Annotated in this window: 19 protein-coding genes, 1 riboswitch and 1 other annotated feature; of the genes, 3 read left to right on the top strand and 16 right to left on the bottom strand. The window is 43.0% G+C overall.

Going from position 1 to position 17,877, the window contains the following annotated elements:
• Nucleotides 1-9: 9 nt before the first annotated feature.
• Nucleotides 10-1,770 (bottom strand): phosphomethylpyrimidine synthase ThiC, encoded by a 1,761-nt coding sequence (thiC, locus tag AC20OE_RS06595; protein ID WP_041086435.1) that lies wholly within the window; start codon nucleotides 1,768-1,770, stop codon nucleotides 10-12.
• A 126-nt stretch (nucleotides 1,771-1,896) separates the two neighbouring features.
• A riboswitch (TPP riboswitch) is annotated at nucleotides 1,897-2,005 on the bottom strand.
• A gap of 235 nt (nucleotides 2,006-2,240) precedes the next feature.
• On the opposite strand from thiC, the gene AC20OE_RS06590 reads away from it, so the two are divergent.
• On the top strand, nucleotides 2,241-2,873 hold the full coding sequence (locus AC20OE_RS06590; protein ID WP_024423148.1) for a LysE family transporter: 633 nt from the start codon (nucleotides 2,241-2,243) through the stop codon (nucleotides 2,871-2,873).
• Nucleotides 2,874-2,918: 45 nt separating this feature from the next.
• On the opposite strand, the gene AC20OE_RS06585 is transcribed toward AC20OE_RS06590, so the two are convergent.
• From AC20OE_RS06585 to nadB, 5 genes are all read right to left on the bottom strand, one after another.
• On the bottom strand, nucleotides 2,919-3,536 hold the full coding sequence (locus tag AC20OE_RS06585) for a YhcN/YlaJ family sporulation lipoprotein (protein ID WP_059375683.1): 618 nt from the start codon (nucleotides 3,534-3,536) through the stop codon (nucleotides 2,919-2,921).
• Nucleotides 3,537-3,870: 334 nt separating this feature from the next.
• Complete coding sequence (gene safA / locus AC20OE_RS06580; RefSeq protein WP_487268757.1) at nucleotides 3,871-5,121, bottom strand: SafA/ExsA family spore coat assembly protein; 1,251 nt, start codon at nucleotides 5,119-5,121, stop codon at nucleotides 3,871-3,873.
• 131 nt (nucleotides 5,122-5,252) lie between these two features.
• Nucleotides 5,253-6,362: a quinolinate synthase NadA gene (gene nadA, locus AC20OE_RS06575; RefSeq protein ID WP_487268756.1), complete on the bottom strand. Its 1,110-nt coding sequence runs from the start codon at nucleotides 6,360-6,362 to the stop codon at nucleotides 5,253-5,255.
• Nucleotides 6,349-7,212 carry a carboxylating nicotinate-nucleotide diphosphorylase gene (gene nadC, locus AC20OE_RS06570; RefSeq protein ID WP_073979796.1) on the bottom strand — a complete coding sequence of 288 codons (864 nt, stop codon included), beginning with the start codon at nucleotides 7,210-7,212 and terminating at the stop codon, nucleotides 6,349-6,351. The genes nadA and nadC overlap by 14 nt, the downstream gene beginning before the upstream one ends.
• The gene (gene nadB / locus AC20OE_RS06565) at nucleotides 7,194-8,768 is read right to left on the bottom strand and encodes an L-aspartate oxidase (RefSeq protein WP_487268755.1); all 1,575 of its coding nucleotides are present in this window, start codon (nucleotides 8,766-8,768) and stop codon (nucleotides 7,194-7,196) included. Before nadB ends, nadC begins: the two co-directional genes overlap by 19 nt.
• Nucleotides 8,769-8,862: 94 nt before the next feature.
• Between nadB and AC20OE_RS06560 the strand changes: the two genes are divergently transcribed.
• Complete coding sequence (locus AC20OE_RS06560; protein ID WP_185847110.1) at nucleotides 8,863-10,005, top strand: IscS subfamily cysteine desulfurase; 1,143 nt, start codon at nucleotides 8,863-8,865, stop codon at nucleotides 10,003-10,005.
• Nucleotides 10,006-10,008: 3 nt separating this feature from the next.
• On the top strand, nucleotides 10,009-10,551 hold the full coding sequence (locus tag AC20OE_RS06555) for a transcription repressor NadR (protein WP_041086449.1): 543 nt from the start codon (nucleotides 10,009-10,011) through the stop codon (nucleotides 10,549-10,551).
• A 24-nt stretch (nucleotides 10,552-10,575) separates the two neighbouring features.
• Here the strand turns inward: AC20OE_RS06555 and pheA are convergent, their stop codons facing one another.
• The 10 genes from pheA to minD all read right to left on the bottom strand — a co-directional run bounded on the left by pheA (nucleotide 10,576) and on the right by minD (nucleotide 17,877).
• The gene (pheA, locus tag AC20OE_RS06550; RefSeq protein WP_024423155.1) at nucleotides 10,576-11,454 is read right to left on the bottom strand and encodes a prephenate dehydratase; all 879 of its coding nucleotides are present in this window, start codon (nucleotides 11,452-11,454) and stop codon (nucleotides 10,576-10,578) included.
• A gap of 18 nt (nucleotides 11,455-11,472) precedes the next feature.
• Nucleotides 11,473-11,916, bottom strand: a complete 444-nt coding sequence (locus AC20OE_RS06545) for an ACT domain-containing protein (RefSeq protein WP_008342790.1) — start codon at nucleotides 11,914-11,916, stop codon at nucleotides 11,473-11,475.
• Nucleotides 11,917-11,971: 55 nt separating this feature from the next.
• Nucleotides 11,972-13,258, bottom strand: coding sequence for a GTPase ObgE (gene obgE / locus AC20OE_RS06540; RefSeq protein WP_039180364.1), 1,287 nt, complete (start codon nucleotides 13,256-13,258; stop codon nucleotides 11,972-11,974).
• Between the two features lie 21 nt (nucleotides 13,259-13,279).
• Entirely contained in the window at nucleotides 13,280-13,873 is a 594-nt protein-coding gene (locus AC20OE_RS06535) for a sporulation initiation phosphotransferase B (protein WP_073979799.1), read from the bottom strand.
• 256 nt (nucleotides 13,874-14,129) lie between these two features.
• Entirely contained in the window at nucleotides 14,130-14,414 is a 285-nt protein-coding gene (gene rpmA, locus AC20OE_RS06530; protein WP_003216586.1) for a 50S ribosomal protein L27, read from the bottom strand.
• A gap of 12 nt (nucleotides 14,415-14,426) precedes the next feature.
• Nucleotides 14,427-14,765 carry a ribosomal-processing cysteine protease Prp gene (locus AC20OE_RS06525; protein ID WP_034279847.1) on the bottom strand — a complete coding sequence of 113 codons (339 nt, stop codon included), beginning with the start codon at nucleotides 14,763-14,765 and terminating at the stop codon, nucleotides 14,427-14,429.
• A gap of 14 nt (nucleotides 14,766-14,779) precedes the next feature.
• On the bottom strand, nucleotides 14,780-15,088 hold the full coding sequence (rplU, locus tag AC20OE_RS06520; RefSeq protein WP_003216781.1) for a 50S ribosomal protein L21: 309 nt from the start codon (nucleotides 15,086-15,088) through the stop codon (nucleotides 14,780-14,782).
• A gap of 12 nt (nucleotides 15,089-15,100) precedes the next feature.
• Nucleotides 15,101-15,173, bottom strand: a sequence feature (ribosomal protein L21 leader region).
• Between the two features lie 66 nt (nucleotides 15,174-15,239).
• Nucleotides 15,240-16,109 carry a M50 family metallopeptidase gene (locus AC20OE_RS06515; RefSeq protein WP_047203338.1) on the bottom strand — a complete coding sequence of 290 codons (870 nt, stop codon included), beginning with the start codon at nucleotides 16,107-16,109 and terminating at the stop codon, nucleotides 15,240-15,242.
• The gene (locus tag AC20OE_RS06510; RefSeq protein WP_039180373.1) at nucleotides 16,102-16,893 is read right to left on the bottom strand and encodes a M23 family metallopeptidase; all 792 of its coding nucleotides are present in this window, start codon (nucleotides 16,891-16,893) and stop codon (nucleotides 16,102-16,104) included. The genes AC20OE_RS06515 and AC20OE_RS06510 overlap by 8 nt, the downstream gene beginning before the upstream one ends.
• A gap of 180 nt (nucleotides 16,894-17,073) precedes the next feature.
• Nucleotides 17,074-17,877: a septum site-determining protein MinD gene (gene minD, locus AC20OE_RS06505; protein WP_017358134.1), complete on the bottom strand. Its 804-nt coding sequence runs from the start codon at nucleotides 17,875-17,877 to the stop codon at nucleotides 17,074-17,076.

Genomic DNA, 17,877 nt, shown 5'->3' with positions numbered 1-17,877 from the left:
GTTCTTTTTTTATGGCTGATAAATTTGACTTCCTTGACTGACAAACTCCTTCGCCTTCTTTTCCATTTCTCTTTTTACTTCTTCAGATTGATTGCGGATATCATGAGAAATTTTCATACTGCAAAACTTCGGTCCGCACATCGAGCAAAAGTGAGCGGTTTTAGCGCCTTCGGCAGGCAATGTTTCATCATGGAACGCCAAGGCTCTTTCTGGATCAAGTGACAGGTTGAATTGGTCCCGCCACCTAAATTCAAACCTCGCTTTCGATAAAGCATCATCGCGCTTTTGAGCCGCAGGATGTCCTTTTGCTAGATCAGCAGCATGTGCAGCAATTTTATAGGCGATCACGCCTTCTCTCACATCTTCTTTGTTCGGCAGACCTAAATGCTCTTTTGGCGTTACATAGCACAGCATTGCTGTTCCGTACCAGCCGATCATGGCCGCACCGATCGCGGATGTAATGTGATCATAACCAGGTGCGATATCTGTTGTAAGAGGCCCTAACGTATAAAATGGTGCTTCCTTGCAAATGTCCATTTGCTTGTCCACATTCTCTTTGATTTTATCCATTGGGACATGTCCGGGCCCTTCAATCATTACCTGCACATCATGTTTCCAAGCAATCTCTGTTAACTCACCTAACGTTTCCAGCTCTGCAAACTGCGCCTCATCATTGGCATCAGCAATCGAGCCTGGTCTAAGTCCATCTCCAAGTGAAAAGGCGATATCATATTTTTTCATAATTTCACAAATGTCTTCGAAGTGAGTGTAGAGGAAATTCTCTTGATGATGAGCAAGACACCATCTTGCCATAATTGCACCGCCTCTTGAAACAATTCCGGTCACCCGATCGACAGTGAGCGGAATATATCTTAACAGCACGCCAGCATGAATCGTGAAATAGTCTACACCTTGCTCCGCTTGTTCAATTAATGTGTCCCTGTACACATCCCACGTCAAATCTTCTGCGACTCCATTCACTTTTTCAAGGGCCTGATAGATGGGAACGGTTCCTACTGGGACTGGGCAATTCCGAATGATCCATTCTCTCGTTGTATGAATATCCTTTCCAGTAGACAGATCCATCATTGTATCTGCCCCCCATCTGATCGCCCATGTCATTTTTTCAACCTCTTCATCAATGGATGACGTGACAGCTGAATTGCCAATATTCGCATTGATTTTGACATGAAAATTCCTTCCGATAATCATTGGTTCACTTTCTGGATGGTTAATATTCGAAGGAATGACGGCTCTTCCGCTCGCCACTTCCTCTCTAACGAACTCAGGGCTTAGCTCTTCTCTAATTGCGATAAACTCCATTTCAGGCGTAATGATACCTTTTTTGGCATAATGCATTTGCGTCACACATGCACCTTGTTTCGCGCGGAGCGGCTTATGATGAAAATCAGTTTGGACAGAATGGATGGACTCCTTCTCCCTTGAACGGTATCCATTATCCTCCGGTCTTACATGACGCCCTTCATAGCTTTCTGTATCTCCTCTTTCTTCAATCCATGCTGCCCTAAGACGCTTTAACCCCTTTGTGACGTCAATATGAACGTTCTCATCGGTGTACGGTCCACTCGTATCGTATACACGGACTGGTTCATTTTTTATGTCGCCCGCCTCTGTCACAGTATGTGAGAGCGTGATCTCTCTTTTTGGCACTAAGATATCGGGTCTTGATCCTTTCTCATACACCTTATGGCTGCCGTCAAAGCTGGATAACAATGATTGGTTGGATGGGACACTTTTCTTTTCTTTCATTTGCTGTTCTCTCCTTTTCTTCTTGTCACCGGACAGGATGGAATCAGCACCAGCAAAAAACCAGGCTCTATTTAAAGAACCTGGTTTCGTCGTCAGAAATAAACATGCATATCATTGATATGATACATGCATCATCTTTAACTTCCCCACGCTGGTACGAGCCAGATCAGGTCCAAAGGGTTAAGAAGTTTAAGCTTCTCTCTCAGCCCATTTACGGGCACCCCTAGTCACTTTTATTGATTTCCACATCAGTGTAGCATAGAGACATCATGAAGAAAAGAAGATTTAGGAAAATAGTTCCTTTCCCCTACAAGCGTTATAGATCATGTTGATATACAGTCTTCTATACATCATCTATCTCTCTCATTTCAATCAAATCTGAAATAATCATTGATCCTTTTCTCCTATTATGTATAATTAATCTAAACGGAGAATTTTTATACAATTTATTTAAAGGAAGTTCTAGTCGATTGCAAACATTTCTCACATTTATCGTCGTAGGATTCTCAATTGCTCTGCCTGTTGGAGCAATCACGGTTGAAATGACAAAACAGGGACTGAAAAACGGATTTTTTCATGGTTTAACTGTCGGAGCAGGCGGTATGACCATAGACTTATTACTCATCTTGGCTTTATATGCTGGATTTGCTCAGTTTTTATCTTTGCCGTTTGTTCAAATCCCGCTCTGGCTGATCGGAGCTGTATTTTTAATGATTCTCGCATACGATTCCATTAAAAATGCGGATCAAGATATCCATTTAGCAGGAGAAAAGGTCAATAAATCATTCGCGAAAACATATCGAAACGGCTTGCTTGTGGCGGTATCTCCTGGAAATCTTGTGTTCTGGGTTTCTGTTTTTGGTGCTGTACTTGCAGATGCTTATACAAAAACAGATTCATCTGAATTTATGCTGGCTGCCGGCGGTATTTTGGCAGGGATTCTCCTTCATGACATTGGTCTACTCACCCTTGTATCCTTAACAAGAAAAGTGATGAATCGGACGATGATCAAGTGGACATCCATTATTGCTGGTATTTTATTATTAGGGTTTGGCTGTTATTTCTTTTACGAATTTTATATAGGCATCAAGGTTTATTTTTAAGAAAAGGCTAAAGTTCGTGATGAACTTTAGCCTTTTTGTGTCAAACTATCGGGTCATGCCTGTTTGTCCTGTTTCAAATTGCGTTCTTCTCATATCTCTAAAGCGTGTGAATGCACCTTCATCTTTCATGACTTGGACTGCTCTTCCATCCGCATAACGAGTCGCTGCTTCTTCTACTTGTGATACGCCTTCTGACGTCAGGCGGCCATCTGATTTAATGGCAATATACACATTCTCATCCGTCACCATGACTTGAGAGTCTGCCACGTGATTCATTTTATTGACGCGGTTGGCAATTTTTCTTGAACGCTGGATGTTCTCTTGTTTATCGTAGCCTGAGAACGACATTTGGTTATGATAGTTCATATCTCCATGACTGTAGCGTCCATCTCCACCTGCAAGAGGCATTCGATCATCGGCTTGAGGACGGGTGCGATAATCAACATTCGTTGTATTCCCACCGTTCATCCCTTCCATGAGTTCAGAAACTGGTCCTTGATGATCTTGGTTATTGTCATCTGCACGGTTATTCGAATGATATCCGACCGGCTGACCTGATTGATTATGCCTTGTATCTACACCTGCATTGTCATTTGTACCACATGCTGTTAACCCAATAGGAAGAAGCACTAATGCGATTGTTTTTTGCCATTTTTGTCTCAAACGAAAAACCCCCTGTACAAATTCAATCTCATGAGCGCGAAACAGGCTCTGTTTTAGCATGTACAGTTAGGAAGAAAATCAAGCTGTCAGTTATAAACAAAAAAAGGAACGATTGAGATCGTTCCTTCTGGTATGGTGACAAAAGGCTAAAATGTTCTTGATTTTAGCCTTTTGTCTTCTTTTCAGCGTAATAGAAAACCTTTGCATTCTAGGAAGGACGAGCACAGGAGCGGAGCGAATTTGACATTCGTGAGCACCGGAGCGCAGACCTGACACCGAATGCGAGGGTTTGTCTACACGCTGAAAGGAACGATTGAGATCGTTCCTTCTGTCATTAATCCTCTTCTTCCTCCTCCGGCCTTGCAAATACTGATTGACCTGGATATGGCTGCATATAAGGCTGAGCTGGATAAGCTCCCATTTGGCCATAAGGAACAGGATTCGGATAATGTCCTGGCCAAGGCTGATAATGCTTCATGCCATCATCACATCCGCAGTCTTCCTTGCCGTATGCGGCATTTGAGACGTTTGGATAAAAGCCTTGATTTACGTTAGCATTTGCATTGGCGTTTGAATGCATATGGTGAGGCCAGTGATGTCCGTCGTTTGCATGGTGCTCATGATTTTCTCCGTAGTAAGCAGGCGCTTGATACGCAGGATAATATGGATGAGCCGGGTATGGATATGGCATCATATGATGGTGATAATATGGCTGGATAGGATAACATAGGCCTGATCCCGGTAAAATTGGCGATGCCGGCACCATTTGCTGCGGATATGGATACATCGCCGGCATGTAATGACCATGACCATAACCAAAATAAGGATCATATGGTTCATGATGATGATGCTGGTGATGATGCTCGTTATTTTCAGCCGCTCCTCCTACCGCTGCCCCTCCCACATTTGGCATTTGCGGGAAGTTAGGAAGGTTTGGGTAATTGCCATGCTCCATGTCTTTTCCCTCCTCTTTTTGATGCGGAATATGAATAAACGGGTCATATCCCTTTGCCACTTCATCTTTTAGATGACCTTTATTTTCATGATGAAAATGGTCCTTGTGATCTTTATGTTCCTTATTTTCATGATGGAAATGCCCCTTGTTATCTTTATGGTCTTTATTCTCATGATGAAAATGATCTTTGTGATCTTTTTTCTCGTGAACGTGATCTTTTTTCTCATAATGATCTTTTTTGGGAGGAGGCGTGAATGGCTGGTAGAGATTGGTCTGATAATAGTTCACATCGACTTGCGGAAAAACTGGCTGCTCGATCTTTGGCACTGGCGGTACATAAGGTACCGGTTCATTTGGCTTTTCCTTCGGTTTTGTATCTTGCACTTGCACGACATCTTTTGGCTTTTCTTTCACATACGGATGTTCTTTCGTTTTTGGCATTTCTTTTGATTTGTGATGATCTGTTTTCACAGGAACACCACTAGATGGAATTTTAATTTTCATACCCGGCATGATCAAATCAGGATTACTGAGCTGAGAATTTAGTTTTTTCAATTCTTGAAAGTCGACTCCGTATTTCTTTGAAATTTTCCAAAGGGAGTCTCCTTTTTGCACAATATGAATTTTCAACGTTTTCCCCTCCTATGCAAAACGTGAACGTAACGGTTATGTCAGAAGTACAATATGTTTCAACATAAATTTATGCCTATTTACAAGCCGATATGATAAAAACTTGTTTTCTGATAGGAGGGGCTGAATCATTATTTAATGGCGAGCATTTTCTCGAGTGCAAGCAAAGCGTCTTTCGTGATGTCTTCATTGACCTGTATCAACCCGACCGGCTGACCCTTTTCAATGCTTTCAAGTGACCATAGCAAATGAGGCAGATCAATCCGGTTCATCGTCAAGCATGGACACATATCTGGGTTAAGGGATTCAATTTGTTTATCTGGGTGCTGCGCTATGATCCGTTTGACTAAATTCATCTCTGTTCCAATCGCCCACTTGCTGCCTGCAGGCGCCTGTTTGATCGTATCAATAATAAATTTCGTTGAACCTGCTAAGTCAGAAGCCCTTACAACCTCATGCGTGCATTCAGGATGGACAAGAATTTGAATGTCACGGTCTTTTTTTCTCATTTCTTCTATATTCCGAACGGTAAACTTCTCATGTACGGAGCAATGGCCTTTCCATAAAATCATCTTGATTCGGGAAAGCGGCTGATCGGTAATGAGCTTTTCTTCTATCTGATCCCAGACAGCCATTTCTTCTAGCGGAATCCCTAAATCAAAAGCCGTATTACGCCCTAGGTGCTGATCAGGGAGAAACAGAATCCGCTCTTTTTGCGTCATCGCCCACTCGAGTACTTTTTTAGCATTTGATGAAGTAACAGTCGCCCCGCCATGCTTGCCGACAAATGCTTTAATATCTGCTGTTGAATTGACATACGTAAGCGGAAGTATTGTATCTCCAAACAGATCAGTGAGCTGCTCCCATGCTCTGTCTGTTTGTTTCATGTTTGCCATATCTGTCATGGAACAGCCTGCTCTCATATCTGGCAATACGACGCTTTGATTCTTGTTTGACAGCATATCTGCCGTTTCTGCCATAAAGTGAACACCGCAGAACACAATGTATTCAGCCTCGTGATTGTCGGCCGCTATTTGTGCCAGCTGCAATGAATCTCCTGTTGCATCTGCAAATTCGATGACCTCATCCTTTTGATAATGATGACCCGGTATAAAAAGCTTTGATCCAAAAGCCCGCTTGATTTCTAACACTCGCTGCTTCATTTCATCATCAGAGCGGTGTTTATATTCATCTGGCATCATGGCTGCATGTTGATTGGCTAATACATTAAGCATGGACATGAGTTGTTCCCCCTTTATGACTGAATTCCATATTCATACTAAAATCAAATGCTGGAGCAGAATGTGTTAGAAAACCAAGTGAAATCAAGTCGACTCCTGTCCCCCTGTAGCTTGGCAATGTCTCTAGCGTAATGCCCCCTGAAGCCTCTGTCAGAATGGACTCTGGCGTCATTTGTTTAAAACGTTTAACCTCGTCCGGAGAGCAGTTATCAAACATGATGACATCCGCTTTTGCATCAATGGCTTCCATTAGCTGCGTTTCTGATTCAATTTCCACTTCAATTTTCACCATATGACCGGCATATGCTCTTGCTTTTTCTACAGCTTCACGAATAGAGCCGCATGCGGCAATATGATTATCTTTAATCATGACCCCATCTGATAAGCCAAAGCGATGATTCTTTCCACCGCCTGTCTTCACTGCGTATTTCTCTAACATACGCAAGCCGGGTGTCGTTTTTCTCGTATCACAAATCGTAATAGACGGGTCACCTAATCGCTGCACCGCCTCATGTGTTAAGGTGGCGATACCTGTTATTCGCTGCAATAGATTTAAAATGACCCTCTCTCCCTTTAATAAGTCGTTGACTGGGCCCTTTATTTTCGCCAGTACAGCGCCTGAATGAATCCAATCACCTTCTTGAAAAAACAGCTCAGTTTGAATCTGTTCATTCAACAGGCGGTAACCTATTTCAATCAGTTGTGATCCTGCCAATACACCAGATTGTTTCGCAATGATAAGAGCTGTTCCTTTCTTGTCTCCAAAGATGGCATCAGCTGATACATCTCCAAAGCCAATATCCTCTGTAAAAAAATGAGTGAGCATTTGTTTTAACTGTAAACGTTCCATTTGGCACCGATCCTTTCATTTTTCATGATATGAATATGACCTTTTTCATGAACAATCTGCCTGCCCTGCCACAACGCATCGCTTCGCTCTGGATAATCCATTCGATAATGGCCGCCTCTGCTTTCTGTACGGAGTAATGCAGATTTAGCAAGGCAAACCGCTAATGCCCATTGATTGCTTAATTCGATCTGTTCATTTGTGATATCCTTCACATTAATTTGCTGAAAAGTGACATGCTGTAACGTATGAAGCAAAGTCTGCAAGCCCTTTTCATCTCTCACAATGGCTGCAAATGTAGTCATCCATTGTCTCAGCTGATCCTTTGAAATCATTGGAACCATCCATATTTCTTGAATAGAAAAAGGTGGACTTGTTTCTTTCTGTTTAGGCAGCTGTTCAATTCTTTGTGCCGCTTTGCTGCCTAACACGAGACCTTCCAGAAGAGAATTACTCGCCAATCGATTCGCACCGTGTAAGCCAGTACAGGCCGCTTCTCCAATGGCAAATAGCGCTGGAACAGTCGTTTCTCCATATTCATTGACACTGATACCGCCCATTAAAAAGTGCATACCCGGGGAAATTGGCAGCCTGCCGCTCGCCATATTGACACCTGCACGCTGACACATCGCATCTATCGCTGGAAAACGGGCTGAAAAATGCGGAATATCATGGATGTTAAGATACAATTGATGGCCTAATTGCTGCTCATGAAAAATAGCTCTAGCGACCACATCTCTAGGTGCTAAATCAGCTTGTTGGTGAATACCTTTCATGATCCGCCTGCCTGTTTCATCTTCTAAATAAGCTCCCTCTCCCCGTACTGCCTCTGAAATGAGACCAACTGCTTTTCCATCGATTGTCAAAAGAGTTGGATGGAATTGAACAAATTCTAGATCCACTAATTGCGCACCTGCTCGATAGGCCATCATCAGTCCGTCTCCTGTGACAGAAGGATCATTTGTGTTTGTCTCATATAGGGAGCCGCAGCCGCCAGTTGATAAAACAACAGCATCTGCGGTCATTGTTTGTACGTGTCCTGTCTCGTCTTTCCATGCAACACCCTTGCATGTCCCTTCATGAACCAATAGATCAATGACATGATGATATTCATATAAATGAATATGTGAGCCGAGCTGACTTTTCAGATACTGTACAAGGGTTTTCCCTGTTTGATCTCCTCCTGCATGCAAGATGCGATGAGTGGTGTGTGCCCCCTCTTTGCCTAATTGCGGCTCTCCCGCTTCATCTTGATCAAATGGACATCCATCTGCTACGAGCTGCTGCACAAGATGTTTTCCAAGTCTCACGATTTCTTGTACGGTTCTTTCATCATTGTGGTCACAGCCAGCATCTAGTGTATCTTGCACATGCTGCTCAGCTGAATCATGTGCTGAAAAGGCAGCAGCAATTCCACCTTGTGCCAGCATGGAATTACTAGATGAAAATTGTTTTTTTGTCATCATGATGACCTGGCAGTTTTTCGAGATATTTCTTGCAAAGGAAAGCGCTGCAATGCCTGATCCCACCACAATAACTTTTTTGATTGATGACACCATTGCCCCTCCTGTCATTTACACCTGTCTTGACACATATCATTACACAACACTAAAATAAATACAAGAAAAAATTTTCACACGGGAGATGGATAGGTTGGTTTATTTAGATTACGCAGCTTCTACACCTGTTTCAGAAGAAGCACTGCATGTTTTTGAGCAGCTGAGTAAAAATTTCTACGGAAATGCAAGCAGTCTTCATGATGCTGGGGGAAAAGCAAATGACATATTGACTTACAGCAGACAATCACTCGCTGCCATGATCGAGGGTGAACCAGATGGGATCTACTTTACAAGCGGTGGAACTGAATCCAATCTCCTTGCGATTCAATCGATCATCAATGGACTACCACCACATAAACAGCATGTCATCACAACATCAGTCGAGCACCCTTCTGTTCATCATGCAGTTAGCAGCTTAGAGCGTCTTGGCGTAAAAGTCACCATCATTGAACCGAATCAGGATGGAATCATAACAGAGGACATTCTCAAAAAAGCATTATTGCCTGAAACAGGACTCGTATCTATTCAGCATGCTAATTCAGAAACAGGGATTATCCAGCCGCTTGCTGAGTTAGCACCTCTTTTAAAAGAAAGGAACATTCTTTTTCATACAGATGCTGTGCAAACATTTGGAAAGGTACGTGTGTCCATCAAAGAACTTGGAGTCGATGCCGTGTCCATCTCAAGTCATAAAGTGTATGCTCCTAAAGGCGCTGGTGCCGTTTATATGGGCACTCATGTTCCTTGGAAACCTTTATATACAGGAGCAGTTCAGGAAAATGGCTTACGTCCAGGGACAGTGAATGTACCGTGTATCGGTGCTTTTGCTGCTGCAAGTGAACAAGCAATGCTTAGGCTGGATGAACAGCAAAAATTAGATGAACAGCTGCGTGATTATTTTCTTCAACAGTTAAAAATCAGACAGTTGCCAGTTCGTACTCTTCAGGACAATGACAATCGCCGCACGCTGCCTCATATTATTGGTTGTTTTTTTGAAGGGTTTGAAGGACAATATGTAATGTTAGCATGTAACCGGCATGGGATTTGTCTATCAACTGGAAGCGCATGTGCTTCTGGTTATCACCATCCTTCCCCTGCTGTGAAGGCATTGCGTGTATCAGATCGTGATGCCCTTCAATTTATTCGACTATCATTTGGATGGCAGTCATCAAAAGATGACATCGATCAGCTTTTGCATACATTTGACCATTTGCAAAAGGAGAAGAAGGGAGCTTAGGACGTGGAGCAAGAGAGGAAACTCATTGGCGAAGAAAGAAGAACCGCCATTTTAGAGTGGCTGAAAGAAACAGACACACCGCTTACTGGAAGCTTTTTAGCTAAAAAAGCGGCTGTCTCTCGACAAGTCATTGTACAAGATATTTCATTATTAAAAGCAAAAAATGAACCCATTATTGCCACAAGCCAAGGCTATGTGTATATGGCAGCGCAGCATGCGCCAGAAAGAGAAATTGAACAAATCATCGCCTGTAAGCATGATCCTGCTCGCACAGAAGAGGAACTGACCTTGATTGTAGACTTTGGAGTGACGGTGAAAGATGTGATCATTGAGCATCCTGTTTATGGTGAACTAACGGCCTCCATTCGCGTCAGCACTCGGAAACAAGTCGCTGATTTTGTCCATCATATTTCTAACACCGGCGCGTCCTACTTGTCAGAACTAACAGACGGCGTACATTTGCATACTCTCACTTCTTACAGCCAAAAGCAGCTTGATCAAGCCATTCAAGCGCTGGATGATGCTGGGTTTTTAATAAAAGACTAAAAAAATAGTGTCCTGGTTGGGACACTATTTTTCATTCGTTAATTCATATGTTTGATAGCTGCCAAGCAGCTTGACCTCACAGCCAATCGCTTCTAATTCTTGAATCGCACCTGGGACTAGGACATCATCCATTTCTTTTTCGATATCAATAATAAATAAATAATGTCCAAGGCCTGTTTTTGTCGGACGAGATTCAATTTTTGACAAGTTAAGATTCCGCCAAGAAAAAGCAGACAGCACGCGGTGCAATGCACCTGATTGGTCATCCTTAGGCAGACTGACCACAATGGTCGTTTTTGGCTTTGATGAGAAACCAGAATTCATTGGGAACGATGCGTTAGGATCTTTATGTAAAATCACAAAGCGTGTATGGTTGTGCGGATAATCATGAATGTCTTTTTTCGCAATCGTCAAACCATACGTTTTTGCGGCAATTTCATTGGCAATAGCCCCGACAGCTTCATCTGGATGCTCACTGATGTATTTTGCTGCATAGCCTGTTGATTCCACTGGCCGGTGAGGAATATGAGGGTACTGTTTTTTCAGAAATTGATGACACTGGGCAATCGCGTGAGGATGTGATTGAATGACATCTAACGTCTCCCAGCTCTCCGCTCTTGATGGGTGGACAAGCAAATGCTGCCGTATCGGTGCTGTCATCTCCCCCACAATGGACAACGCTTCTTCATGAATTAAATAATCAATCGTTAAGTTCACAGATCCTTCGAGTGCATTTTCAAGTGGAACGACCGCCAAATCGACTTCGCCCTTTGACACAGCATCCATACATTGCGGAATCGTTGCATAGGCACGCTGCACTGCATCTTTTGGAAAACAAGAGCATACGGCCAAATGAGTAAATGTTGCCTCTGGTCCAAAATAACCTACAGTTAATTGCTTCATCTGCTATGATCTCTCCTTTTACGCCCCAGAACCTAGAATTTCAACTTTTTCGACAAATTCAAGCTTTCTTAATTGATTCATGACGGTATTAATATCATCTGCCATACCTGCCGTACTAATCGATAGGGTGACATTCGCTCTTCCTTGCAGCGGAATCGTTTGGTGAATGGATAACACATTACAGCCAGAGTCAGCCACAATTTGAAGCAGCCTTGACAGAGCCCCAGACCGGTCTTCAAGGTGGAAAAACAATGTGATGATCTGCTCTTTTACCATTGTATAAAATGGAAAAACAGCATCTCGGTATTTATAAAAAGCACTGCGGCTTAAATCCGCTTTTTGAACAGCATCGGCAACTGAATCCGCTTTTTTGCGATCGAGAAGCTTTTTGACTTCAAGCGTTTTTCGCATCGCATCTGGAAGTACATCCTCTCTTACTAAATAGAACGTTTCTTCTTTCACCTGTTTTCTCCCCTTTTAAAAACGGGAGAGCCCATGGTCTGGACCCTCCTGTTGATCAATCAATAAATTCGAATTCAAATTCAAGCAGACGAATGATGTCGCCATCTTTTGCACCGCGCTCACGCAAGGCATCATCGACACCCATACCGCGCAGCTGTCTAGAGAATCGTTTAACGGATTCATCTCTTGAGAAGTCTGTCATCTTAAAGAGACGCTCAAGTGCTTTACCCGTTAAGACAAATGTGCCATCAGGATCTCTAGAGATCTCAAATGGTGCATCGCCCTCATCAAATCTGTACATCACGCGGTTATCCGAGAGCTCCTCTTCATTATAGAGCGGGAATTCCGGTGTTGTTTCAAGCTGATTGGCGATTTCAAATAAGAGCTCACGAAGCCCTTCTCTTGTGATCGCACTAATCGGGAACACTTTATAGTCATCCGTTAGTTTTTCTTTAAATGCCGCTAGATTGTCAGCTGCATCTGGCATGTCCATTTTGTTCGCAACAATGATTTGCGGACGCTCTGTCAATCTCATATTGTACTGCTCAAGCTCTTCATTAATCGTCACGTAGTCTTCGTATGGGTCACGCCCTTCAAGTCCAGACATATCAATGACATGGACAATGACACGTGTACGCTCAATATGACGTAAAAATTGATGACCTAAGCCAACGCCTTCGTGCGCTCCTTCAATCAGTCCTGGCAGATCCGCCATAACAAAGCTTCGGTTATCGTCTGTTTCAACAACTCCGAGGTTCGGCACAAGCGTTGTAAAATGATAATCCGCAATTTTTGGTTTCGCAGAAGAGACAATTGAAAGCAGCGTTGACTTCCCGACACTTGGGAAACCAACAAGTCCAACATCTGCAAGTACTTTTAATTCTAAGATGACGTCACGTTCTTTACCTGGCTCACCGTTTTCAGAAAGCTGTGGCGCAGGATTTGCTGGTGTTGCGAAGCGTGAATTTCCACGTCCGCCACGTCCGCCTTTGGCAATCACAGCACGCTGCCCATGCTCTGTCAAGTCAGCTAGTACTTGTTCCGTCTCTGCATCTGTCACAACCGTACCAGGCGGAACTTTGACAATCATTTCTTCCGCATTTCGGCCATGCTGGTTTTTACTCATTCCATGCTCGCCGCGGTCAGCCTTGAAATGACGCTTATAACGAAAGTCCATTAACGTTCTAAGTCCTTCGTCTACTTCAAATACAACATCTGCACCATTTCCGCCGTCGCCGCCTGCTGGGCCGCCCTTTGGTACATATTTTTCACGACGGAACGCCACCATACCGTTTCCGCCGTCACCGCCTTTAACATACACTTTAACCTGATCTACAAACATAACTTCCTCCGTTTCTCTGCATCACATATCTCGTTCTTGCCTCAAACAAAGCTCAATCATGGACTCATGAGGCGTCACATGAAATTGCGTTATACTCATACATGGATAGTTTGCGTCATGAAACGCATTTAACGCATCCAAACTTGTTAATTTTCCTTTGAAATCAAAATATAAGATCACATCATTTTCTTCATGATCTGTTTGGAACGTGACCGTTAAATGATTTTCAGTTTTTTGGCAAACTGATTGATCGAATATCGAAAACAACTCCTGTGATACCGATAGCAGCTGTGATTCATATGCTGATAAGTCTCGGGTTTCACCAAGCACTTCATATTCTAAGGTGATAAAATGCGACTCCCAATTAAATGTTAGAAAGTAATAGGCCAATTGGGGAATTTTTAAATTTGAGAGTTTGGATTCATGCTGTGCTTCAATGACCATTTCTTCTATAATTTCAAACACGCGGTCATATTTTTCTAATGTCAAGTTGCCTTTGATCAGCTGTAATTTATTCATCCAGTCGTGTCTTGAACGACTGAGCAGATAGATCAATTCATTTGTTAATGCAACGTGAGTTAATTTTTCATTTTCTTTACTTGGTATCTCTTCCATTATCGCACTCCCAATCGTTTGGTCTCTCTTTTAGGAGTCTTATCATCAATATGTCTCCCTGAATTATAACAGAGAAGACAGCATAGAAAAACACTAGTTATGTGAGGAAAGGTTGTTTTTTCTGATCGTATAGGAGAAAATGAGGCAAAGTCAGCAAACGTTCTTTGATATTTATGGAGTGCATCTTCTTTTATCATCTTCGGTACTGCTTGTAAAAGTGAAAAAAACTCCAGTCAATGACCGGAGTTTTTAGCAATTATTGTGCCGCAGGATATACGCTCACTTTTTTACGGTCACGACCGAAACGTTCGAATTTAACCGTTCCGTCGATTTTAGCGAAAAGAGTGTCGTCGCCTCCGCGTCCAACGTTTTCACCTGGATAGATTTTCGTTCCACGTTGACGATAAAGGATAGAACCACCAGTTACGAATTGACCATCAGCACGTTTAGCGCCTAAACGTTTAGACTCAGAGTCACGTCCGTTCTTTGTAGAACCTACCCCTTTTTTAGATGCGAAAAATTGAAGATCTAATCTAAGCATGAAGTTCACCTCCTATTTTTTTGTTGATATTCTCACATAATCGTGATAATCTCGTTCAATTGTCTCTAAGGAAACGACCATGCCTTCTAAAAGCAGCTGGGCTTTTTCAAAGGATACTGGATCTGTATCAGCCGGCAGTTCAAAAGAGAAGTAGCCGCCTTCTTCACCAATATCAAGCAGTGGGTCCAATCCTGTCAGTGCAATAATTGAATTGACTGAGCCGAAAACAACAGCAGATACACCTGCACAAACGAGATCCTGACCTTTTTCAGCAAACTCGGCATGTCCAGTCATCTGAAAAGACGTAATGCTTTCATCTGCTGATGACCGAGTAATGGTTGCTTTGATCATATCACTCACACGCCTTAAGCGTTGATTTTTTCGATAACAACTTTAGTGTAAGGTTGACGATGACCTTGTTTCTTGTGGTTGTTTTTCTTCGGTTTGTACTTGAACACAGTAATTTTCTTACCGCGACCTTGTTTTTCAACTTTAGCCGTTACTGTTGCTCCAGCAACTGAAGGGTTACCCACTTTGACAGTGTCTCCGCCGACAAACAATACGTTTTCGAAAGTTACTGTTTCACCTGCTTCAGCAGCTAGTTTTTCAACATAAACAGTTTGACCTTCTTCAACTTTTACTTGTTTACCACCAGTTTCGATAATTGCGTACATCTCTGCACCTCCTAATAAACTCAGACTCGCCGAATACAGGGGGCCATAGGCTCTTTACACCTGCTCCGCGCGGTTGTAGCACGGGTGCTACATATCCATAACATTAAAAAATATATCAAACTAGACGCAGAATGTCAATGTATTTTCACCATTAGTACGGTAAAAGAAGCTCTTCCATTGAGGAGGTCGTTCTGCGATCTGAAAAATACGCATGGAGCAGTTCATTTTCATCAAGCTGACTCATCTTCACGCCATCTCTTTCAATAATAATCGGATGCTTGCAGCCCCTTTGAAATCGTGCCATCACTTCGTAAACTTTTTCCTCTGCACTTGCTCTCAGCGGAATCAGTTTTTCTACCTTTTGCTCTTTTTTACCGTAATACCGTTCTAGTAAAAAACGAACCCTGACGTAATGCCGCTGCCTGTGCTCCATCACGAGTGAATAAGCTAAAAAAGTGAGCAGCACCCAGCCATTGAATTGCAGCGGTGCAAACAAAAGTAATCCTGCTGTCAATAGACCGAAAAAGACAAGTGAGCCTTTTATGGCTAGAGCATGTGCACGTTGGAAAGGGTAAAAAATAGATAAGAGCAAAAAGAATAATTTTCCGCCATCAAGCGGCCAAATGGGCAAAAGATTGACAAGAAAAATCGCCATATTATAAAAGGTAAACATCGTAAAGACGTCATGCGAAATAAGAGAAGCTTCCATGAACAGCCACGCCATGAGCTGGAGCGGTACATGCTGAAGCGGCCCGCACAAAATGACCGCCAGCTCCTCTTTTAGCGGACGGTTTCCATGTTCCTCTACTTCAACCGTTCCGCCAAATGGCAGTAAAAAAATCCGCCGAATGCGCCAATGATAATAGCAGGCAGCCGCTGCATGTCCAAGTTCATGGACACAGACGATCACAAGCAGGCAAAGCAGCGGCTTAATTTGACCTGACAGAATCGCAAACGCCATCACAATCCACAGCAGCGGATGGATGTGAATTTTCGTCAGCATGAGCAGCCATCTATTCAAAGGTCATCACCTGAATAGGATCGATAAATTGTTCATTTTGTTTAATGGCAAAGTAATACGTGCCCTTCCCTTGATCATCAAGCGAAATCTGGCCAATTTTTTCACCTTTATCAACAAAATCGTATAAGGCCACATCGGCTTTCTTTAATTGACCGTACCAGCTATAGCTGTTATCTGCATGCTGCACCACAACGGTAAGCCCTGTGTCGCTTTTCTTTTTCACCTCGACCACATAGCCTTCCTTCATACTATCAATGGCTTCAGCGGATGTTTCGACTTTGACCCCTGCTCCATTTTGCGTAAAGGATTCCTGCACTTTACCAGAGGCAGGCACAGCTAGTTCTTGATTCGCTTGTACGTCTTTTTGGCCCTCTTTTTTCTCTGTTAAAAATGCCAGCGGATGTCCGACTGTTTTTTCTATCCAACGGTTGGCAGCAGCAAATTGAAAATCTTGCTCAAAGGTCTGAGTAATCACCGGCTTCAGCTGCTGAAACGGACCTGCCTGACCTTTAAACGAAATGGCAGCAATCAACACAAGGGACGCTGATAATAAGCATTTAAGCACAAAGGTATTCGGGTTAAATAAGGGATGACGATATTTCTTTGGCTGATGAGACGCCGGTTCATAGGAGGTCGAGCCAGAATGCTTTTCTTCCTCTGTCAGCATAACCCATGGCGGGATATCCTCTTTTTTCTTGAAAGCCGTCTTCTTAGGAGGAGCAGCAGGCTGCATCGTTTTGCGGCGCTGCGCGATTTTCTTTCGGTACTCGTCCACTCTTTTCATGAGATCACCCTTTACATACAAACAGTTTGTACATTTTATGTGACAACCTCATCTGATATGCAACAAAAAGACCGATTCTAAATCGAATCGGTCTCAGCGTGTAGACAAACCCTCGCATTCGTTGTCAGGTCTGCGCTCCAGTGCTCGTCCTTACTAGACTGTAAAGGTTTTCTATCACGATTATGCTCTTACACCAAAAAATGCTTTCAGCTTTGCAAACATTCCCTTGTTTTCTTCTTCAAAGGATTGAAGCGGAACAGATTCGCCTAGTACCCGGCGGGCAATATTGCGATAGGCAATCGATACTTTGTTTTTAGCATCCATAACAATCGGTTCACCATTGTTTGAAGCCTTAATCACATCATCATCATCTGCTACGATGCCAAGTAGATCAATCGACAAGTGATGTACCACTTCATCTACATCCATTGAATCGCCATTTTTCGCCATGTGTGTACGAATACGGTTGACAATCAAACGAGGCGGTTCGATATCTTCTTGTTCTAACAAACCGATGATTCGGTCCGCATCTCTCACAGCTGAGATTTCAGGTGTCGTCACGACAATGGCCTTGTCTGCACCGGATACAGCATTTTTAAAGCCTTGCTCAATTCCAGCAGGGCAGTCAATGACAACATAATCAAAGTCTTGTTTCAATGATTGAATTAATTCCTTGATCTGTTCCGGCTCCACAGCCGTTTTATCACTTGTTTGAGCAGCAGGTAAAAGATACAAAAGATCCTCGAAACGCTTATCTTTTACAAGCGCTTGGTGAATTTTGCATCTTCCTTCTACTACATCAACTAGATCATAAATAATGCGGTTTTCAAGCCCCATCACGACATCCAGATTCCGAAGGCCGATGTCCGTATCAACTAGACACACTTTTTTCCCTTGAATTGCTAGTGCTGTGCCTAAGTTTGCAGATGTTGTTGTTTTGCCAACGCCGCCTTTTCCTGAGGTAATCACAATAGCCTCGCCCAA

This window comes from Bacillus sp. SRI_025 (assembly GCF_057592095.1).
Note: the sequence above shows the minus strand (reverse complement) of the source record. Positions and strands in the feature narration are given on the sequence as shown.

Excerpts from the sequence above, each read along its gene's own strand:
- obgE (WP_039180364.1), bottom strand. The coding sequence starts at position 13,258 with ATGTTTGTAGATCAGGTTAAAGTGTATGTTAAAGGCGGTGACGGCGGA.
- AC20OE_RS06535 (WP_073979799.1), bottom strand. The coding sequence starts at position 13,873 with ATGGAAGAGATACCAAGTAAAGAAAATGAAAAATTAACTCACGTTGCA.
- nadA (WP_487268756.1), bottom strand. The coding sequence starts at position 6,362 with ATGTCCATGCTTAATGTATTAGCCAATCAACATGCAGCCATGATGCCA.
- pheA (WP_024423155.1), bottom strand. The coding sequence starts at position 11,454 with ATGAAGCAATTAACTGTAGGTTATTTTGGACCAGAGGCAACATTTACT.
- nadC (WP_073979796.1), bottom strand. The coding sequence starts at position 7,212 with ATGGAACGTTTACAGTTAAAACAAATGCTCACTCATTTTTTTACAGAG.
- AC20OE_RS06510 (WP_039180373.1), bottom strand. The coding sequence starts at position 16,893 with ATGAAAAGAGTGGACGAGTACCGAAAGAAAATCGCGCAGCGCCGCAAA.
- thiC (WP_041086435.1), bottom strand. The coding sequence starts at position 1,770 with ATGAAAGAAAAGAAAAGTGTCCCATCCAACCAATCATTGTTATCCAGC.
- AC20OE_RS06525 (WP_034279847.1), bottom strand. The coding sequence starts at position 14,765 with ATGATCAAAGCAACCATTACTCGGTCATCAGCAGATGAAAGCATTACG.
- rpmA (WP_003216586.1), bottom strand. The coding sequence starts at position 14,414 with ATGCTTAGATTAGATCTTCAATTTTTCGCATCTAAAAAAGGGGTAGGT.
- rplU (WP_003216781.1), bottom strand. The coding sequence starts at position 15,088 with ATGTACGCAATTATCGAAACTGGTGGTAAACAAGTAAAAGTTGAAGAA.
- nadB (WP_487268755.1), bottom strand. The coding sequence starts at position 8,768 with ATGGTGTCATCAATCAAAAAAGTTATTGTGGTGGGATCAGGCATTGCA.